A 20,509-nucleotide genomic window follows, 5' to 3' on the forward strand; every position below is an offset into this window, starting at 1 on the left:
ACTTGCATGTTGAATTCGGGATTTCATTAGAATTTAATCCTTTTCTTGAAATAAATGTACATTGCAATATATAAGAAACTGCAATTCAGTGAATATAATATTCTGTATTTATTTCAATGCTGTGAAATAGGTTTTATTTTAGCCGGTGAAAAAAGAAGAATAAAAAATAATGGAGGTTGTAGATAGAAAATATGGGTAGAACTAGCCTGAATAAAAAAGGCCAGTATAAACTGGCCTTTGGAATCTAATTACATGTTTAAGTTAGATATTAGAATGTGTAACGAACACCGATTTTCGCACGCCAAGCTGACTTGTTATCTTCGATTTCGCTGTAGTTACGTACGTCAGCACCGCGGAACTTATTCTCGATGATGATACGACCGTCATCATCATATCCACCAAAGTCATAGATGCTTTGTGTAGTGAAGCGTAAACGACGTTCAACGCCCCAATCGCTGTTAAGCATGTTGGCAAAGTTTTCGATCATCACGTAAACCTGCGCCTTGTGATCGTCGTAGAACCCTGGGATCTCTTGCTTAAAGCTGATATCCATTGTCGTAACCCATGGCTGCTTGTATGTGTTACGGTCTAGGATTTGACCACGCTCTGAAATACCAGCACGATTAAGTAGCTTTTCTAAGTCAGCCCATCCGAAATCATCTTTGTAAGTAACGTTATCATCGTTTGGACCTGATGGGATATATGCTAAGTATGCGCTGTTTGTGTAGAAGTCGCGCGTATCACCATAGTCATCATCTCTAAAGAAGCCCATTACGTAGCTGTAAGGACGACCTGAACGACGCTCAAAGAACACATTGAATTGAGAATCATAACCATCAAAGAACTGAGTCTTGTAGCTTAGGTTTAATTTGAAGCTATGCTCAATTTCATAGTGACCTGTAGAAATATGGTCTACGTTACGGCTCTTTGTAACTGCGTGCTTGTAGTTACTTTGTGCACGTGAAGAGGAACCTGGCGAGATGTCTTCGACGTCTTGGTGTGTGTAAGTTGCTGACACGTATAGGCCGTTATCCCACTCTTTCGCTAGTGACGTAGTAAAGATGATAGAACGAGCATCTTCTGACGCGTTGGTCATCATAATGTCAAAGTTCTCTGCGGCATCACCTTCGTAACGAGAAGTGTAAATCTTACGTCCATCTTTTGTCGCCGCTAGTTTATCTGCTGGCGGATCGATTAACGCATTGTTGTACCATACAGCCTCATTTTGTTTTTTGTGGTAAGAAAGTTCAGCAGACCACTTGAAGCCATCACCTAGCATTTCTGAATCAAACTCATAATCGAAGCCGATTTGAGCGCGGATGCTAGAAGGTAGCTCGAAATTAGGATCTGTGTAGTTTGTACTACCAGCACCACTTACCATTTTTTCTTGCACTGATGTTGGTACGCTACCAAATCCATCTGCGGTAATATTACCACTGTTGCCTGCTGCTATCGCATTATTTGTTTCAACATATGCATCAAGCGCACTTTGTGGTGCAGATGCGTATGTAACACCATCATTTTGGTATGGGTTGTTATACCAAACATTAGGCACACCACCTTGGAAGCGACCAATACCACCGTTGATTGTTAATGCTTCAGTTGCATAATACTTGAAGCCAATACGAGGTAGGATGATGTCTAAGCCGTCTAGGTTTTCTTGGTTTGTGAAACCATACGTATTAAGGAACGCTTGGTTAAGCACTGGCTTGTCACTTGAAGATAAACGCTCATAACGTAGGCCGACATTTAATTCTAAGTCGTCAGTTGGGTAGAACTTATCTTCTACGTAGATTGCGAACTGCTTACGCGTTGCGTCATATGCTAAGTCGTTTACATCGTTAGTATGTGCGTTACGGTAAGAGAATTCTTTGACTTTACCCGCCTCAAAGTCTTCTAAGCTGTCAAATTCCCAAAAGCCGCGAGTATTCGCGCCAAATAGGTTATATAGACGTAGGCTCTCTAAGTGTGTACCGAAGTTAATTTCATGGTCACCGTAGAAGTATGTTCCGTCGAAAGTAAACGCAATTGTCTCTGTTTCAGATTGGTTTTCATGACGGAACTCATCACGACCGAAGTGGAAGCCTGGACCGCGTCCATCAGCAATACTTACCTCTACAGTACCAAGGTTAGAGTTGTTGATACTCTCACTGTTAACGTCTTTGTATGCTAGTCCGATTTCTGTAGAAAGGCTGTCTGTCCAGTCTGAATAAATTTTGGTTGCGAAGTTATTGAATGACTTTTCTTCTGTATAACGACCTGATGCAAGTTTTACCGTGTCACCACCTTCTGCAACATTGCGGTCTTCTGTATCATCTTGCCACTGGTAAGTAAAATCAGCTCGGTGTGCATCACTGATATTCCAGCTTAATTTAACAAGTAATGAATCATTAGTACTTACTGGGTCACCACCAAGTTCGTCAGTAAGGCCATAATTGTTGTTCAAAATGCTAGTGAAGCGGTCGTAGTCAGCTTGGCTTAAATTATGCTCGTGAGTTGTACCTGAATCGTCCCAGCCATAACTCATTTCACGTGTTTTTTCCCATGAATTATAGTTAACGAAATAGAACAATTGGTCTTTTAAAATTGCGCCACCGGTACTAAAGCCAAAACGGTTTTCTTCAACTATCGAATCTGATTCAACCGTTTCGTACTGACGGTGATTATCGTTATCTAATCCATCGATTTCATTGATTGACTGCAAATCACCAGACAGGCTTGGGTTTGAAAATTCGTAGAAACCAGTAAACGTATATTCGTTTGAACCTGATTTCGTTACAGCATTAATTGTACCACCACCGAAGTTGCCTTTTTTAGCTGAGAAAGGGGCTGCATCTACTGATACCTGCTCAACAGCATCTAGTGCAACTGGTGGTTGCTGAGTTGCGTAACCGCCAAATTGTAAGCCGAAGTCATCATTTTGGCCGATACCATCAACGGTGAAGCTGTTTGTTCTTGGGTTATTACCTGCGATTGTTAATTCGCCATTGCCGTTAATTGAAGCTAATGGGTTTAAACGTGCAACGTCTTTAAGGTCGTTATTGAAGCTTGGCATATTTTTAAGTGTTTCCTCACCGAAAACACTTGAAGAGCCACCAGCTTGCTGAACAATTTTGTATCCAGAAACTTGAATAGTTTCAATTTTTTTAGGCTCTAACTGAGAAATTACACGGCGAGTCTGGCCCAGGTCTAGGTAGATATTATCAAGTTCTGTGTCGCTGTATGCGTCAGAATCTAAGATGACCTTGTAAGGACCACCAACGCGAAGACCTTTAGCGATGAACGCACCAGAGTCATTCGTTACAAAGTGGCTCACTGTACCAGTAGGTTCGTGAATTACAGTTACTTTAACGTTTGCGGCTGCGCTACCTTCAGGTGTTGTGATCTTGCCTCGCATCGCAGATGATGTGTCTGAAGCAAAAGCTGAAGCAGATACGCCTAGGGCTAAGACTAAAGCACCAGCTACCTTAGTTAAGCGAACGTTTTTCATTATGTTGTTTCCCGTGTTATTAGGTTTATCAGTTAGTTTAAATATCATTTTTCAAAACTCTTATCGTTTCGCAAGTGCGTTAACTAAAGGTTTTGAGTTTTTGTCAAAAATTTGGTTTAGCAAACCAGCCAATCTAATACCACCTTGTTGTAGGCGTGTTTTAATCATTGGCGTATGCTTATATATATAACCCCAACTTATTTCAGTTTCATTGCTCTCATATATTTCTTCTGCAATTCGATTAGATTCTAATAACCAATCTGAAGGGGTACTATTTAAATATTCAGCAATTTTATTTTTATCTGATGTAGATAGAAACTGGGTAAGTTCAATATAAGAAAGTTTCTCATGCTCTACTAATTCAGTATCAAAGACTTTGTGTAAATTAGACGGCTTACCAAAAAATTCTACTTTGATTTTATTTCCACCGTGGTCGTCGGCTCTGCCTGCATGGAAGGGTTGATGCGCATCACCAACTAAATGCACAAGGAACTTTATTGCAAATTGCTTGTCTATTAGGTCTGAGGAAGGATCTCTCAAGACATTTGCAGTGTAGTGAATTCCGTCCAAAATGTGTTTGACTTGATCTCTTTTTGAAATTTTCTCGTTTGTGTGTTCATGTATTTGTTCTGGCTTATCAATGTTAATGTAGTGCCATTTGCCAGCTTGTCTACGCCAAAAGTGCTCTGGATTGGAGCGCATCTCATCAGGCCAAGTCGAAACCTCAGCTAGCGAGTCGTCGCCTAAAATAAGTTGAACATGGGAAGATGCGTTCGGCGTTAGGTTGTTTTGCGCTAGCTCACCAATAACTCTATGGCCATTTTGACCCCACGCAAAAACCGAGCTACTCAGTAACCCAAGAGAAACGGCTAAAATTTTAATTGAACTTCTTAACATTACTAACTCTATACGTTGTGAAGCTGGCTGCAACCAGTCATTTCAATGAGGTCAATTGTCCGGATTTTTCACGAAAATAAAAGGAGTCAAAGAGATTCATAATTTCTTGTTAATAAAGTATGTAAAACAACAGCTTATTCTTTATTGGTAAAATTACCTATTGCAATAAGTAATAAAAATTGATCTAATAAGCATGGTTGAAGGAAAAGAAAATCATCAATGTGAAATACAATCTCAATTTAAGCAATAATACAACCATTGTTACAGTTTTGTTTCTGTCTGTTCTGGGCTGTTGGTTTCTTGCAAATCAATTAGCTGGGCGTGAAGCGCTGGAGTTTCCTCCGGTAATGCAAAAGAGCATAAAATGTCAAACTCGGTCAGTTTCAAATACTCAGGTGTTCAGTGTACATGTGCCTATAAAAAGTTTGGCTGAGTCATTGGCTCCTCAGCTTTGCGAAGATCCTGTGCTGGCAAAGCAGTATGGTGCGGTTGAAGTCTGGTGGAGCGGTAACCTTGCTGAGCAAATTGATTTTATCGCAAAGGGCCTAGCCGACCTTACTTTATCTAAAGATAATGTAATGAAAGCGCTTATGGCTGAGTCTACTTATAGCTATATGCCTGTTATCGGTTACCCTACTTATACCGCATTCCTCATCTCCAATAGAGAGAAACCAAAATACGAAAAAGCGTATTTTCTAGACAAGAAAATTGGACTGTTGGACTACCCAACAAGCCGATCTGGTCATATTATTCCTAAAAAAGCGTTTAAGAGTTTAGATATAGATGTAGATGCGTTGAACATTCAGTATGTTAGCTCTCATCAAATATTGCGAGATAAGCTAGCATCAGGTGAGCTCGATATTATTGCCAGCTATTGGAATGAATCTGATGAGCGTAACTTTTCGAAAAACTACATTACACCGATTGGCGAAAATATTAGTGGCAGCAAGTGGTACCTAAAAATGCTGAATGACAATACAGAGCTGGCATGTTCTTTACAAACTGTGTTACAGCGTGTTGCTAAAGACGGTGGTTCTAGCTACTTCAATAGCGTAAATCAATATTGGCAATGTAATACTTTTCCTTACAACTATTTAGGGGAAAATCAATGATTACATTAAAACAAGTTTCTGTGTTTACGCTTTATTTAATTATTTTTCTTATTATATTCAATTTATCAAATAAACATACAATTAATGATAATATTTTACGTGATATGCAAAGTGTAAAATTGCGAGTTGCAATTGATAGGTCAAGATTATCATTAGAAGATCCAACGCTGAATTATTCCGGCGATGAAGAAGCTTTGAGTGAGTATTTAATGTCATTGAACGGCATTTTGGCTGAGCAACAGAGTCGAATTCGTCTGACTGCGATTTCTAGCAAAGCGCTCTATGCAAAGGAAGGCGAAGTTGTTGACGTGCTTACAGGGACTACGCATGAAACTTATTTGATGTTTAAAGCTGACGACAATCACAAGCTGCCTTTTTATATCGTTCCCTTTATTTTTGCGCTTCTAAACTTCGTTCTATTAAATAGTATAACTAGACGCCGAATTACTTCACTGAAAACCAAAAATATTGCTCCAGTGATTGAAGAAAAACCTATTTTACAAATTGATCTATATTCTAAAGCATTGCACCTCTCTAACGATAAGGGTGTCAAAGTGCAGCTTGCTAATAAACCTATGTGTTTTTATTTGGCATTGATTGAATACTGTGAGGCGAACCCAGATGCGTCTTTGAACCAAAACAAAGAGCTTCCGGACGAGTTGCTAGAGCTAGCCGACAAGTACTTTCATCGACTTATTTCCCTTGGTCATACCATACGTAAACGACCAAACTTTTCAAATAGCTTAGAGAAAACATTGAGTGAAATTAGAGCTGCGCTAGATGAGCTGTTAGCAAATACGCCAGATCTTAAAGCCAAATACTATCCGCCTAAAGCTCACGGAGAAGGGTCTCGCTCGAAATTGCATAGCTACGCTTTATCAAATATTACGCTGGAAGATGTAGATATTATCGGAAAGTAAGAAATGGGCGGTTATTATATAGCGCCCATTTTTCTTAGTTAAAGTCGTTTAACTTTTACAGGTGAGTGTTTTTCTATATATAGACGTAGTGCTTGGGCATCTGTTACGTCAGTAATTTGAAAGTTTTTATGATTTGATATTACTGGGTAACCATCTCCACCAGAAGCGTTGTAGCTATTGATACTCATTCTATAATTACTATTTATATCAAATGGCTTGTTGTTAATTGTTTTGACGCTAACAACACCATCTTTAATGGTAAAGTCAATTTTATGATACTGTAAGTAGGCCCCTGCGTCTGGTGGAAAGCTTGCTACAACGTTAAGGTACTGAATGAGACCTTGTCCGCTCCAGTCAATGTACGCAACACGATTTTTAAAAGGGTGTACCTTTAAAATATCTTTATAGCTCACTTTTCCTTCTTTAATACTCGCTCTTATCCCGCCACCACTAATAACTCCAAAATCAGCACCAACAGCCTCTGCTTGAGCATTGATGATCAAATCTGCAAGCAAACTTTGCTCGAAACGTACCGTGTTGCGTTTTCCATCTAGATATTGGTCAACAGAACCTACAGAGCCAGCTAATTTCAATGCTCCTTGCTCTTGATAAGGGAGAAGGAAGTTGTATAGCGCTTCATCTTTTGCTATTTCATTTGAAATGAAATGCCCATGTTCATTTTTCAAATTTACAGCGATTAATTCGTAGCTCAAAAGTTCTTTTTTATCATTTGAAATCTTGAACACAGCTTTACCTACATACTTACCCCATTCGTGGGCCTGCATTACCCAGATGCCATTTTGTTTATCAGGCCAGCAGGCTTTACCAGCTGTAAATGCTGTATCTGGTTTACCATGTTTGTTCATACAAACAGGCTCTTGAGAGTGGCCGCCAATAATCATATCGAGCGTGTCCGGCTTCAATGCTCTTGCTAAGGTTACGTCGCCTGGTGCATTAATACCATGGCTCGCATTATGATAATGCCCCATATGCGTAACAGCAATAACTACATCTGGGTTGTATTTGGACTTGATTTTATCAACCAGAGGTTGCGTGGCAACAGACGGCGTAATAAAGTCTAAATGCCCTATATATTGTGGATTAGCGATTTTGGCGGTATCAGTTGTCGTCAAGCCAACAACGGCAATTTTTAAATGGCCTTTTTGAATGATCGCATAAGATTGATAAGCAGGTGCACGCGTTTCCTTGTCTATGATGTTCGCTGACAATAGCGGGAAATCCGACCATGCAATTTGTTGGTCTAATACCGACAGTGGGTTATCGAATTCATGGTTACCTATGGCCATTGCATCATAACCAATAAGACTCATACCTTTAAAATCAGGCTCTGCAACTTGCAGGTCTGATTCGGGTACACCAGTGTTAATATCGCCACCAGACAACAGAATCACGCTATGGCCTTGTTGATTTGCGTCTTGACGAAGTTGATCTATTAGAGTCTTACGGGCAGCCATGCCATATTCGCCATCTTCGTTATGCCAAAATCTACCATGGTGGTCATTGGTGTGAAGTACAGTAAGGTATTGTTCTTTTTGTGAAGTGGGTATTAGCTGACAAGCTGTTAAAAAAGACAGTAGTAAAACTGAAATTATTATGCGCATAAATTATTTATACTTCGGAATTTATTTATGCGCCTAGTTTAAAGCAAATGCGTAAAAAAGGAATTATAAAGTGGATGAATTTGCAATATCTCGTGAAGCAGAAACGGCCTGTTCTCTTCTGTTTAACTCAGTTTTAGCGATGTTTTGCTTGTTATGCTTTGTTTCAACCATCCAATTTAAAAAACAAGCGGGTAGTTTGCTGTAAGGTTCTCCGGCATGAAGCCCGAAGTCACAGATGCGCTCGTCAGTCATATTATTGCCCCTGTTGTTGTCACTTTATACTTGCCTTGTAATGAGAGCAGCAAATGCTCTGCTCGATTAATCGACAGCTTAATGTTTCTTGATAACAAAAAAAACACTTTTGAGCAAAAAAATTAATATTTGGTGCGCTTTCTCACTAAGGCTGGGCAGACGATGTAACTATCAGTTCAGATAAGGAAGTTTAAGTTGCGTCTCACAATCAGTTACACTTTTTTCTTAATAACGGTTGTGCACTCGAAGAATTACAATCAATATAAATAGAATCTATACTTATCAAAAACTTGTCCAACTGGTGATTTATTGTATGGCATCAGTTGGCGCAAAAATGGGTTACTAATGAAAAAACTTTTTGCTATTGGGGCTATTACTCTGGGCTTGCTAGCGGGATGCTCAGCGAACAACTTCTCCTCTTCCCAAAACTCACTCATTGCAGACAACTTGGTGGTCAGCCCAAATGACAATAGACAGTATAAGGTGTTAACGCTCGAAAATGGAATAGATGTTGTGCTAGTGTCTGATCCTAACGCAGAAAAGTCTGCGGCTGCACTCAGTGTTGGTATTGGGTTGTTGCATGATCCTATGTCGCAACAGGGCATGGCTCACTACCTTGAGCATATGTTATTTCTGGGAACCGAGCAATTTCCTAACCCAGACGAGTACTCTGAATTTATGCAAAAAAATGGGGGCAGCCACAACGCGTATACATGGCTAGACGTCACCAATTATATGTTGAAAATTAATAATGACGCGTACGAAGAGGCGCTAGCTCGCTTCTCAGACTTTTTCAAGGCGCCTAAGTTATATCCTGAGTATACAGATAAAGAAAAAAATGCGGTTAACGCAGAATGGTCGATGAGACGTGAAATGGACTTTTTTGGCCAGTTTAAATTAGCGCGTTCGTTATTGGGAGAGCACCCTGCTAATAGATTTCTCATTGGTAACCTTGAAACTTTGGGTGATAAGCCGAATAGCAATTTGCATCAAGAAACGGTCGATTTTTACAATAAATACTATTCTTCTAATATCATGAAACTGGCCATGATATCTAACCTCCCTTTGTCTGAAATGGAAACTAAAGCAATAACACACTTTAGTAGTATTAAGAATAAAAATATCGAAGAGCCAGTAGTGACAGAGGCTATTGATTTTAAACAAGCTGGTAAAAAGCGTATTCACTACCAACCAAATCAAGATGTGAAGTCGCTCAATATTGAGTTTATTATTGAAAATAACGTGTCTGACTTTGCTGTTAAGCCAAACTACTTTATTTCTTATCTGTTAAGCAATGAAATGCAAGGAAGTCCTGCTCAACTCCTTAAAGATAAGGGGTGGATTGCATCTTTAAGTGCCTACGACGCTCCGAATCACTATGGAAACTATGGTGTAATAACAGTTGGTATTGAACTAACGGAAGAGGGGATGAAAAATCGAGAGCAGATCGTTGCGACCGTGATGCAATATATTAACCTTATCAAAGAAGAGGGCGTTGATGCCAAATACTTTGAAGAAATTAAAACGTCACTGGACAATAAATTTAGATTCTTAGAAAAACAAGATGAGTTTGATTATGTCAGTGAGTTAGCAGCAAATATGCAAGACTATCCTCTTAATCATGCCGTTAACGCGAGTTACCATTTTGCCAAATTTGAACCTGATGCAATTAACCAAGTTTTAGAACAACTAACGCCTGAGTCAATGCGAGTGTGGTATATCAGTAAGGATGAGCCTGTAGACAGCAAACTACACTTTTATGATGGGCAATATAAAGTTGATGAGATCTCTGATCAAGAAACTGCGCAGTGGTCTAAGCCAAGTGAACTGGCACTTGCGCTTCCTAGTGTAAATAGGCTACTACCTGAAAACTTTGACATAAAGTTGGCGCAAGATGGTCCAATTAACAGCGTGGAGCAGGTATATAAAGGTGCGAGAATTCATGCTTGGCGCAAGTCAAGCGAAAGATATACGCAGCAACCCAAGGGCACACTTGAGGTTGTCATTAATAGCGCGATGCCAATCAATAATGTAGGGAATAAAGTTGCTGCGCAGCTGTGGGTAGATCTCTATCATATTCAAAAAGCAAAGCTGATGACCGAAGCACATGTCGCGGGCATGGGACTGGGTTTGAGCTATTCTAATGGCTTGGTTATGTCGTTGTCAGGTTTTACAGATAAACAACCGCTATTGCTTGAGCAAGCATTCGTGGACTTTAAAGTTTCGCCAACTGCTAAACAATTGGAGCAAGCTGTTGATAGGTATATACGTCAAATCCAAAACCATAATAAACAGATCCCATATTATCAAGCGTTTGGGGCCTACCGCGAATTAACCAGAGAAGGTAATTTCGATCATGAATTGTTGATAGATACAGCTAGGAAGATGACTCCTGAAAAATTTGCTAAATACCGCGACGAAATTTTAGGAAATAATCTAATAAGAATTTTTGGCTATGGTAATTACAGTAATGAAGATATAAACAATGTGGTTGCTATTTTAAAGAAAGAAGTGGGAGAAACATTAAGCCAATCGGACTATATCAGAGCAGGCTTTTGGCAGCCTAAAAAAGGCGAAGTACTCGTTTGGCAAAAAGATGCAGATGTTGCTGACGTAGCAATAGTGGATGTTGCAGTACATCCAACACCTGGTTATGAACAAAAAGCCGCTGCGTTAATACTCAAAGCGCACCTTCGCCAAAAAGCGTTCAATAGGCTGAGAACAGAAGAGCAGCTAGCATATGCTGTTGGCGCATTGTCCACGAGCATCGACGAGTACTCTGCTATTGGGTTATTTATTCAAACTCCGGTTAAAAGTGTACAAGGAATGCAAGCTCGCTTTGACGAATTTAAGAGCAGTTACGCATTAGAGTTAGGTCAATTGACGAATGATGAGTTCGATAAGATTAAGTCTTCTGTTCTGGCCAATTTAATGGAGGAGCCGAAGAACTTATCAGAAGAGGCGCAACCAATACTATCGGATTGGTATAGAAATAAGCTGACTTTTGACTCTAAAGAAAAGCTCATAGCGGCTGCAAAGAATGTCACTTTAGAGAATGTGCAGACGTACTTAAATGAAACGTTACTTAATAAAGATGCAGCTCGCTTGAACATACAAGTTCGTGGGCGAAAGTTTGCTGACAAGCCGTTTGCAACACTACCAAATCAAAAGCAAATAAATAATATTTCTGATCTGTATAACATGGCACAATTCAAATAAGTCATTAAGGCGGCAACATGTGTATTAATGCTTGCCGCCGATTCCTTTATTAGAGCAGTTATGATGCTCACCAGCTAAGGTAACTCTTTAAACCCCTGTTACTATTAAGCTATCAGTGAACGCCGGGCTTAATGTAATTGGTCCTTGAAGAAGATGCACGTACCTACTCAAATTGAACTAAGCTTAAAAATTACAGTGTAATTTACTTAAGCTTTGAGGGAGAACCACTCTTTCCCTGAATGTATCCACTGATATTAACTTATTTCGAATAAAGGAAGAGAATACCTTGCCTACACAGATAAGTTAAAATAAAAACGAACAAAGTCCCTAATTTTCGGCTAACAAAATCAACTATACATCTATTTAATAGAACAATCGCCATAGGTATTTTGATATCACTCTATCGTTGCTGGCTTACCTGCTAGCCTTTAAGGTGATAAAGTTCAGCAGTGTTCCTCAAATTGACTTAAAATAAATCAAAGTATAATTATGGCCATATGAATGTTATGAAAAAGGAGCTAACGTGGCTGAAGGTACCGTATTAAGCACACATAGATGTATCATCAGAAAAGCGTTGCTTTCTGACGCAGTGTTTATCATCCAATTACTGAATCAAAAGAGTTTTATAGACAATATTGGCGATAAAAACGTCTTTGATATATCTAGTGCGAATGAATATATCCAAAAATCGTTTTTAACGCCTTATCAATCTGGTCTTACAGCGCCCTATATTGTTTGTTTGCGCACTGGGGAGCAGATTGGTGTCGCTGGATTTTATCAGCGACCTTATTTGAAAGCTCACGACTTAGGATATGCGTTTATTGATAAGTTTACAGGTCAGGGTTTTGCGTTGGAGTCTTGTAAGTCGCTAATGAATTTCGCTAAAACAACTTTAGCGTTACCAGCTGTTAATGCAATTACAGATCTTAGCAATGAGGGAAGCCAAAGGCTGCTAATTAAATTGGGTTTTATAGACATAGGGTTTTTACAGGTCGATCCACACAACAAGCCAGTTAAGCTATTTACTCATGATCTGGCAGGTTCAGCTGCTGTGAAATATCCTTCATAAGAAGAAGCCAATTATTTTTATGCGCGGCGTCTAATGACTCAAATCCATCGTTTTCTAATGAGTTTGATAATGAGAAAGCGCTAGAGCTGTGCAATGTTTTGTTGCGTTTATGATGTTGATACAAATACCAGTTACCTTTTAACACTGCGCCATTAGTAAAATGGCCAGCAAATTCATGTACAACAATTTTGAGTGTTAAGTGTTGCTCTAGGTCATCGCCAGCAAAGGCAAGTGGGATTGCATAAATGCCCTTATTAGCTAAGTATGTATGAGTCGCTTGCATTAGCATATTTTTGGGGTGTTCGGCCCAGTAATGGAAATTTGCTATATTGATTTGGTTTTCATCAGTATACTGAACTAATGCTTGTTGATTTGCGGCCCCAAGAATTGAAATTGTATCAATATAAACTCTTTGTCTTGATCCCGATATTTTAGCGGGGGAGTTTTTACCATTGACCGAAAACTTGTAGTACTTATGAGAGTCGACGTTACTGCTACAGCCAACCAAAAATAAAGCAAAAACGCCAAGTATTGAGGTTAGTCTCATTGTCCCTTCCTCGGGATAGGATCTTCACCTGAGCTTTTATCAAAAATCAGCATGCTAGGTTGCTCATTTAAGCTCTTGGTTACCGGCTTTAATGTATTAGACAAACTTTCTAATTCGCTTAAAGTGTCAGTGAGCTGCTCCATAACACCTGAACCTTGTTGATAGGTTGCCAAAGTTTTCTCGAATTGTTTTAAGCTTGCAGTTAACTGAATCAACGTGCCTTGTAATTGAGTTAAATTCTTATCCACTTTTTCTGATACTTTTTTGTTGTTTAATTCTTTTATGAGTTTTTCTGTCTCTATGCCCAATTGTTTATAAGCTGTAAGTGTGTTTTTCGCTTCACCCAACGTATCACCTAGCGGCAGCTTATTTAATTTGTTTAAAAGCGCCATGACTTGCTCAGACAAAGCGGTAAAGCCACTAGGGACACTCGGTAGAATTGGGTAGACAGAGTGCTTAGCAATCGACTCGGGCTTAGCAGAACTATAGAAGTCTAGCTCTATATATACCGCACCTGTTAACAAATTGCCACTTTTTAGTGATGCTCGAAGGCCATTTTTAATCCATTTTTCTATATTGCCTTGCCAATACTGTTTAGCTTGTTCATCCACGTCGTATATACGGCCATACTCAACTTTAATAAGGACAGGAATCGAGGTATTGTCTTGCTGAAAGTAAAGTGGTTGCCCATCTCTTACCAGTTGTGCAGGTACTTGCTCTACAGTACCTATCCGCATACCTCTATACTCAACAGGCGCACCTGGTCTTAACCCTTTAATCGATTGCTCGAACTCTATTAGGTAGAGTTCAAACAGATCAAAGCGTCGTTCTAACGCCACGGCAAAGTTTTTATGAAGCTTGTACTGAGTGTTTTCACGCGCTATTTCGTCAGCTTCGGCAGCTGGCGGGTAATCCACTGATATGCCACCTTTAATCAATTTTGACAAAGAACCTGTGGAAACCCTGATCCCTTCTGTAGATAAGTCTACTTCGACACCAGAGTTTACCCAAAAAATAACATTTTTTGATATGAGTTCATCATATGGAGAATTAATGAAAATGCCGTAGTCCATTTCAAGTGTTTTTTCGTTAAACTTGGCAGACTCTACTTGGCCTATTTTATAATTTCTGAAGAAAATGCCAGTGCCAACGTCCAAAACTTCAGCATTTGCGGCCGTTAGGCTATACCTTACTCCATCTACATCAGGGGATATCAGCGCAGGTTGGTCTTGCATTGTAAATAAACTTGCAGAACTGTCACTTTCACCAGGTAAAAGCTCGATGTAAACGCCAGAAAGTAAGGTGTTTAATCCAGAGATCCCTGTCTCGTCGACACGGGGTTTTACGGTCCAAAACTTCGCGTCTTCTGTCAATAACGAGTCGTAATGTTTATTAATACGTATTGTGGCGATTACCGCATTTTGCTCAATTTGAAGTCGTAGAGACTCTACAATACCAACTTGCACGCTGCGGACTTTGACTTCTGTTTTCCCAGCAATGATGCCGTCTGCATTTTCCATTTTAAGAAAAATTACATGACCTTTATTGGATTGGTGCTGATATAGCATCCAACCAGTAATCAGGATGGCTATAATGGGAACAATCCAGATAACTGAAAATTTCGGCTTGGATTCAATATAGGCTTGCTCGTTCATTGTTGTTCTAGATTGTCCCAAAGTAAGCGTGGGTCGAAGTGATTAACTGAGATTATTTGACATAAGACCATAGCAGTGAAAAATACGATACCTGATTGTGGTTCAACACTTAAAACAGTACCAAGTTGCACCAAAGAAACCAAGAGAATTACGACGAATACATCTATCATTGACCATTTCCCCATGAATTCAAGGGCTCCATACAGTTTACTTGCAAGCTTTGGGTGGGTACATTTCTTAACTTGATAAAGTAAGTAAAATAGGGCGGTGCCTTTAATTATAGGAATACAAATACTGGCCACGAAGATTAGGATAGCGACGGGATATGAGCCCGCATTCCACATTACCTCCACGCCACTATAAATAGTGGCTTTGGTGTGCAAGCCTAAATTTATTGTGTCCATGATGGGCAAAGCCAATGCGGGTATGAGCAAGACCATTGCAGTAGCCATCCATGCTGCGCTTTTTGCCAATGAGTCTGTTTTTCTAAACTTAAGTTTGGTCATACACCTAGGGCAGTGAATTGAGTCGCTCAATTGCCCACAAACATGGCATTGTTTCAAGTTTTGTTGCAGCGCCCGTGACGAGCAGGTTTTCTCATCTGGACAAAAGGTTTGCTGCTCGCGCTCCCAAAGTTGCTCTTTACTCAATAGTGACAGAGTTTCGATAAAGCACAGTACAAATAATACATAAGCCCAAAAACCCAGCCCAACTTCGATTTCTGCGAATTCGGTCAATTTGAATGCACTAATGAGCACCGCAACGAGGAAAATGTCTGCAAGGTTAAGTGGTTTGAGTATCATTAGTGCTCTAACAAACACTCTGGCATTATGAGGGTTTAAATGCTTCCACAAAGGAGAGTGTGCTAACAATATCAGTAGCAATGCAGCTAGAGGCATGACTAATATTGTAAAACTTAGCAGCCCAGCAAGTAACGTACTGAAATGTTCAGCTAACAATGATATGGCCTCAATTAGGCTAATTGATTGCTTTAAACCATGCTGTGCATAAGAAATAAAATGTGGATGTAAACTAACTAAAAGAAATAAAATTGAAGATAGCCCAAACGCATTTATGCTTTGATTATAATTGACTTGGCAATTGGCCAATACATTACCACAGTGAGGGCAAACAGCTCGCTGTTGTCTGCCCATTTTTGCGATAGAGACGAGGTGGTCGCAATGTTGACAAGCTATGATCACATTAAAAACGCAAGTGCTATGAAGAATATCCTCTATTGTGAGTGACCATTAGGAGAATATCAACTATCAAAAACAGCGACGGTTTGTCGACTGAGCGCTATTAACTCACCTGTTTGAGAGAATATTTTTGCATCTTCGGTACCATATCCTCCGTTAGCTTGATGAGTCGAGACCTGATAGCCAAGCCATTGACTGTCATTTAAAGCAAGTGGTTGTAAAAATTCAATATACCAAGAAACAGTACTCGCTGGAGATGGAGAGTCACATAGTTGAAGTAAAGTGGGGGGCCATGCGTCAGCGAGTGCAAGTACATTGAACTCATCGAGATTACCTCGCGCTTTATCTTTAAACCTCATCCAGCCGTGAATGTCAGAGGAATCAGCCCCACTAAATGGCATCGCGCCATGTTGTAAGTTTAAATCAATGTTTTGAATAAATGCTGGGAATAACCCTTCTATATATCTGAGCGTCTGTTTCGGGTTAATGTTTTCGTTTAACTTACTCGGTACCTCTTCTGCGGGGATGCTTATTTTTGATTGTCGTTGAATGCCAAAGCAAGCCAGAGATACCAAGCAAGTTGCTTCATTTTGCTGAATGGTTGTCTCCACCTGCGTGACGTTTTTTCCGCTTCTAAGGATTTTTGTGGAAATAATAAAAGGTGTTTCCGTCAACAAGGGGGCAATAAAGTTACAGCTAAAGGACAGTAGATTGCGAGTATCATCATTTATACGAAGGTACATATGCTTTAACATCAGTGCTGAACTTAATCCACCGAACACGGTTCTGCCTTGGCTCCAAGTTTTTGGTACCGAAAGCTGGCAATTATCTTCATACAGTTGTGATGACGAAATGAGAGTATCAAAGTCCATGGTTTTTCCAAATGTTATTATTTATCAAATTAGACTATATACTCTAACTTAATAAATGCAGTTATTTTGTCTGCTTTTTGCTCTGTTCATCCTAAAAATAAAAAAAATTGAAAAAAAATGAAATTTTTTTCAATTTTAAGGTTGAATTAGAGATTGCCGCCCTTATCTATCAAGTCATCTAACAGAACAACGAATTTTTTGAGGTCGGAGAAGATTCACATGGGTAAAATTATTGGAATCGATTTAGGTACTACTAACTCTTGTGTAGCAGTATTAGATGGTGAGAACACGCGCGTTATTGAAAACGCTGAAGGCGATCGTACTACCCCGTCGATTATTGCATTTACAGAAGAAGGCGAAACACTAGTAGGTCAACCGGCTAAGCGTCAAGCGGTTACAAACCCTACAAATACGCTTTATGCAATCAAGCGACTTATTGGCCGCCGTTTCGAAGACGATGAAGTACAACGTGACATCAGCATCATGCCATTCAACATTGTTAAAGCTGACAATGGCGATGCGTGGGTTGAAGTACGCGGCGAAAAACGCGCTGCACCACAAATTTCTGCAGAAGTACTTAAGAAGATGAAAAAGACTGCTGAAGACTTCCTTGGTGAGGAAGTAACAGAAGCAGTAATCACGGTACCTGCATATTTCAACGATTCACAACGTCAAGCAACTAAAGACGCTGGCCGTATCGCGGGTCTTGACGTTAAACGTATCATCAACGAGCCAACTGCTGCTGCTCTTGCTTACGGCATGGACAAAAAGCAAGGTGATAACGTAGTAGCTGTATATGACCTTGGTGGTGGTACTTTCGATATCTCAATCATTGAGATTGATGAAGTAGATGGCGAGCACACATTTGAAGTACTAGCTACTAATGGTGATACACACCTAGGTGGTGAAGACTTTGATAACCGTGTTATCAACTACCTAGTAGAAGAATTTAAGAAAGAGCAAGGTATTGACCTTAAGGTTGATCCGTTAGCGATGCAGCGTGTTAAAGAAGCTGCTGAAACAGCGAAGATTGAATTGTCATCTGCACAGCAAACAGAAGTTAACCTTCCTTACGTAACTGCTGATGCGACTGGTCCTAAGCACATGAACGTTAAACTAACACGTGCTAAGTTAGAGTCACTTGTAGAAGATCTTGTAAATCAGTCTATCGAGCCGTTAAAGCGTGCACTTGCTGATGCTGACCTTTCTGTAAGCGACATAAATGACATCATCCTTGTAGGTGGTCAGACTCGTATGCCTCTAGTACAGACTAAGGTAGCAGAATTCTTCGGCAAAGAAGCGCGTAAGGATGTGAACCCAGACGAAGCTGTTGCTCTAGGTGCTGCTGTTCAAGGTGGTGTACTTTCTGGTGATGTTAAAGATGTACTACTGCTAGACGTTATCCCTCTGTCTCTAGGTATCGAGACAATGGGTCAAGTAATGACTGCACTTATCGAGAAAAATACCACTATTCCTACTAAGAAGTCGCAAGTATTCTCGACAGCTGAAGACAATCAGTCAGCAGTAACTATCCACGTATTGCAAGGTGAGCGTAAGCGTTCAACTGATAACAAGTCATTGGGTCAGTTTAACCTTGAAGGTATTCGACCTGCACAGCGTGGTGCTCCGCAAATCGAAGTAACATTTGATGTTGATGCTGATGGTATCTTACATGTATCTGCAAAAGACAAAGATACAGGCAAAGAGCAGAAAATCACAATTCAAGCTTCTTCAGGTCTGAGCGATGATGAAGTAGAAAAAATGGTACGTGATGCAGAAGCAAATGCTGAAGAAGATAAGAAGTTTGAAGAGTTAGTTGGTGCACGTAACCAAGCTGACGCACTTGTACACGCAACTCGCAAGCAAGTAGAAGAAGCAGGTGAAGCACTTCCAGCTGATGACAAAACAGCAATCGAAGGCGCTCTAACAGAACTTGAAGCTGCAATCAAAGGTGATAGCAAAGAAGATATCGATGCTAAAACGCAAGCACTTGCTGAAAAGTCTCAAAAGCTAATGGAAATTGCACAAGCTAACGCTCAGGCACAGCAAGCAGGTCCAGAAGCTGGTGCTCAATCAGGTTCAGCTAAAGCAGACGACGATGTAGTTGACGCTGAGTTTGAAGAAGTTAAAGACAACAAGTAATTGTTGACTGTTAAGGGCGCGCAGCGGTATCGCTAGACGCGCCCTTAGTATTTTTAAAATTTGGCTCAGTATATCGGGGTTGACCCGAAGAGTTGTCTTGTAAGAGTAGTGTGATAACTATGTCAAAACGTGATTATTACGAAGTATTGGGCGTATCAAAAGACGCTAGCGAACGTGATATTAAAAAGGCGTATAAGCGCCTAGCTATGAAATATCACCCAGACCGTACTGCGGGTGATGAAGCTTTAGAAGCTAAATTCAAAGAAGTAAAAGAAGCGTACGAAGTCCTAACGGATAGTAAAAAACGCCAGATGTATGATCAATACGGCCATGCAGCGTTTGAGCAAAACGGTGGTGGAGGCCATGGCGGATTCGGTGGTGGAGCCGACTTTGGCGATATTTTCGGGGACGTATTCGGTGATATTTTTGGAGGCGGTGGCGGCCGTCGTCAATCAAGACAGCAACGTGGTGCTGACTTAAGATATAGCTTAGACCTATCGCTTGAAGAAGCAGTTAAAGGTAAAGATGTAGAGATCAAAGTTCCTACATGGGTTAGCTGCGAGCCTTGTGATGGCAGTGGTGCAAAAGCTGGCTCTAAACCAAAAACATGTACAACTTGTCACGGTGCAGGTCAAGTACAAATGCGCCAGGGTTTCTTTGCTGTTCAGCAAACATGTCCAACCTGTCAGGGTACTGGTCAGGTAATTTCTGATCCTTGTAACAAATGTCATGGCCAAGGTCGCGTAGAAAAGACTAAGACTTTATCTGTTAAGATCCCAGCGGGCGTTGATACCGGTGACCGCATCAGACTTTCTGGAGAAGGCGAGGCTGGCATGCATGGTGCACCAGCGGGAGATCTGTACGTACAAGTATCTGTACGAGAGCACCCGATATTTGTGCGCGATGGTAACAATTTATACTGCGAAGTGCCAATCAGTTATACTACTGCGGCGCTAGGTGGTGAGATCGAAGTCCCAACACTAGATGGTCGTGCGAACCTGAAGATACCTACTGAAAGTCAAACGGGTAAAATGTTCCGCATGAGAGGCAAGGGTGTAAAGTCTGTTCGAAGTGGCTCTGTAGGTGATTTAATTTGTAAGGTTGTTATCGAAACACCGGTAAACCTTAACGATCGTCAAAAAGAGTTATTACGTGAACTTGAAGAAAGCATGAGTGGTGATACAAGTAAAAATCGCCCTAAAGCTCAAGGGTTCTTCGATGGCGTTAAAAAGTTCTTTGATGACTTAACCAAGTAGAATATCTAATCAAAACGGCGCCACTGGCGCCGTTTTACCTCTCAGTCTAAAATTACGAGATAATCCATATCGTCGTTGCATCGGCACAGTAGGTCCGATCGGTCTTCTCCTGAAATCAGTGTTCCAGAGCGACACCCTAAGACTTCACATTTTTCATTACAAGCCAACCTGTCAAGCCAAAAGTGGTACTCGTTACTTAAAAAAAACACCACCAAACATGCGCAAATGATCATGCTTAATGCTTTTACAACTTGAAC

Annotated in this window: 14 protein-coding genes; 6 read left to right on the plus strand and 8 right to left on the minus strand. The window is 40.4% G+C overall.

The window, feature by feature from the left end; genetic code table 11:
- Positions 1–268: 268 nt before the first annotated feature.
- Entirely contained in the window at positions 269–3,490 is a 3,222-nt protein-coding gene (locus N482_RS01330; RefSeq protein WP_063375399.1) for a TonB-dependent receptor, read from the minus strand.
- A gap of 60 nt (positions 3,491–3,550) precedes the next feature.
- Positions 3,551–4,387: a S1/P1 nuclease gene (locus tag N482_RS01335; RefSeq protein ID WP_063375375.1), complete on the minus strand. Its 837-nt coding sequence runs from the start codon at positions 4,385–4,387 to the stop codon at positions 3,551–3,553.
- Positions 4,388–4,608: 221 nt separating this feature from the next.
- On the opposite strand from N482_RS01335, the gene N482_RS01340 reads away from it, so the two are divergent.
- Together N482_RS01340 and N482_RS01345 are read left to right on the plus strand one after the other, a co-directional pair.
- Complete coding sequence (locus tag N482_RS01340) at positions 4,609–5,499, plus strand: hypothetical protein (protein ID WP_196763548.1); 891 nt, start codon at positions 4,609–4,611, stop codon at positions 5,497–5,499.
- Positions 5,496–6,419 (plus strand): hypothetical protein, encoded by a 924-nt coding sequence (locus N482_RS01345; RefSeq protein WP_063375376.1) that lies wholly within the window; start codon positions 5,496–5,498, stop codon positions 6,417–6,419. Before N482_RS01340 ends, N482_RS01345 begins: the two co-directional genes overlap by 4 nt.
- A 38-nt stretch (positions 6,420–6,457) precedes the next feature.
- Here N482_RS01345 and ushA read toward each other — a convergent pair whose 3' ends face one another.
- On the minus strand, positions 6,458–8,041 hold the full coding sequence (ushA, locus tag N482_RS01350; protein WP_063375377.1) for a bifunctional UDP-sugar hydrolase/5'-nucleotidase UshA: 1,584 nt from the start codon (positions 8,039–8,041) through the stop codon (positions 6,458–6,460).
- A 63-nt stretch (positions 8,042–8,104) separates the two neighbouring features.
- Entirely contained in the window at positions 8,105–8,293 is a 189-nt protein-coding gene (locus tag N482_RS23945) for a hypothetical protein (RefSeq protein WP_081227631.1), read from the minus strand.
- A 345-nt stretch (positions 8,294–8,638) separates the two neighbouring features.
- On the opposite strand from N482_RS23945, the gene N482_RS01355 reads away from it, so the two are divergent.
- Both N482_RS01355 and N482_RS01360 read left to right on the plus strand, forming a co-directional pair.
- On the plus strand, positions 8,639–11,512 hold the full coding sequence (locus tag N482_RS01355) for an insulinase family protein (protein ID WP_063375378.1): 2,874 nt from the start codon (positions 8,639–8,641) through the stop codon (positions 11,510–11,512).
- Between the two features lie 523 nt (positions 11,513–12,035).
- Positions 12,036–12,581 carry a GNAT family N-acetyltransferase gene (locus tag N482_RS01360; protein WP_081227633.1) on the plus strand — a complete coding sequence of 182 codons (546 nt, stop codon included), beginning with the start codon at positions 12,036–12,038 and terminating at the stop codon, positions 12,579–12,581.
- Here the strand turns inward: N482_RS01360 and N482_RS01365 are convergent.
- Genes N482_RS01365 through N482_RS01380 form a run of 4 tightly spaced genes read right to left on the minus strand, consistent with a single transcriptional unit; the run spans position 12,535 to position 16,854 of the window.
- Positions 12,535–13,128: a PqiC family protein gene (locus tag N482_RS01365; protein WP_063375379.1), complete on the minus strand. Its 594-nt coding sequence runs from the start codon at positions 13,126–13,128 to the stop codon at positions 12,535–12,537. The two genes, N482_RS01360 and N482_RS01365, sit on opposite strands and share 47 nt — an antisense overlap.
- Positions 13,125–14,783: an intermembrane transport protein PqiB gene (pqiB, locus tag N482_RS01370; RefSeq protein ID WP_063375380.1), complete on the minus strand. Its 1,659-nt coding sequence runs from the start codon at positions 14,781–14,783 to the stop codon at positions 13,125–13,127. The genes N482_RS01365 and pqiB overlap by 4 nt, the downstream gene beginning before the upstream one ends.
- Positions 14,780–15,985: a PqiA/YebS family transporter subunit gene (locus N482_RS01375; RefSeq protein ID WP_063375381.1), complete on the minus strand. Its 1,206-nt coding sequence runs from the start codon at positions 15,983–15,985 to the stop codon at positions 14,780–14,782. The genes pqiB and N482_RS01375 overlap by 4 nt, the downstream gene beginning before the upstream one ends.
- Positions 15,986–16,044: 59 nt before the next feature.
- Positions 16,045–16,854 (minus strand): acyl-CoA thioesterase, encoded by an 810-nt coding sequence (locus N482_RS01380; RefSeq protein WP_063375382.1) that lies wholly within the window; start codon positions 16,852–16,854, stop codon positions 16,045–16,047.
- Between the two features lie 219 nt (positions 16,855–17,073).
- Here N482_RS01380 and dnaK point away from each other — a divergent pair, with 219 nt between their 5' ends.
- Together dnaK and dnaJ are read left to right on the plus strand one after the other, a co-directional pair.
- On the plus strand, positions 17,074–18,996 hold the full coding sequence (dnaK, locus tag N482_RS01385; RefSeq protein ID WP_063375383.1) for a molecular chaperone DnaK: 1,923 nt from the start codon (positions 17,074–17,076) through the stop codon (positions 18,994–18,996).
- 119 nt (positions 18,997–19,115) lie between these two features.
- On the plus strand, positions 19,116–20,252 hold the full coding sequence (gene dnaJ, locus N482_RS01390; protein WP_063375384.1) for a molecular chaperone DnaJ: 1,137 nt from the start codon (positions 19,116–19,118) through the stop codon (positions 20,250–20,252).
- Positions 20,253–20,509: the final 257 nt, after the last annotated feature.

This window comes from Pseudoalteromonas luteoviolacea NCIMB 1942, assembly GCF_001625595.1.
GTDB lineage: Bacteria > Pseudomonadota > Gammaproteobacteria > Enterobacterales > Alteromonadaceae > Pseudoalteromonas > Pseudoalteromonas luteoviolacea_A.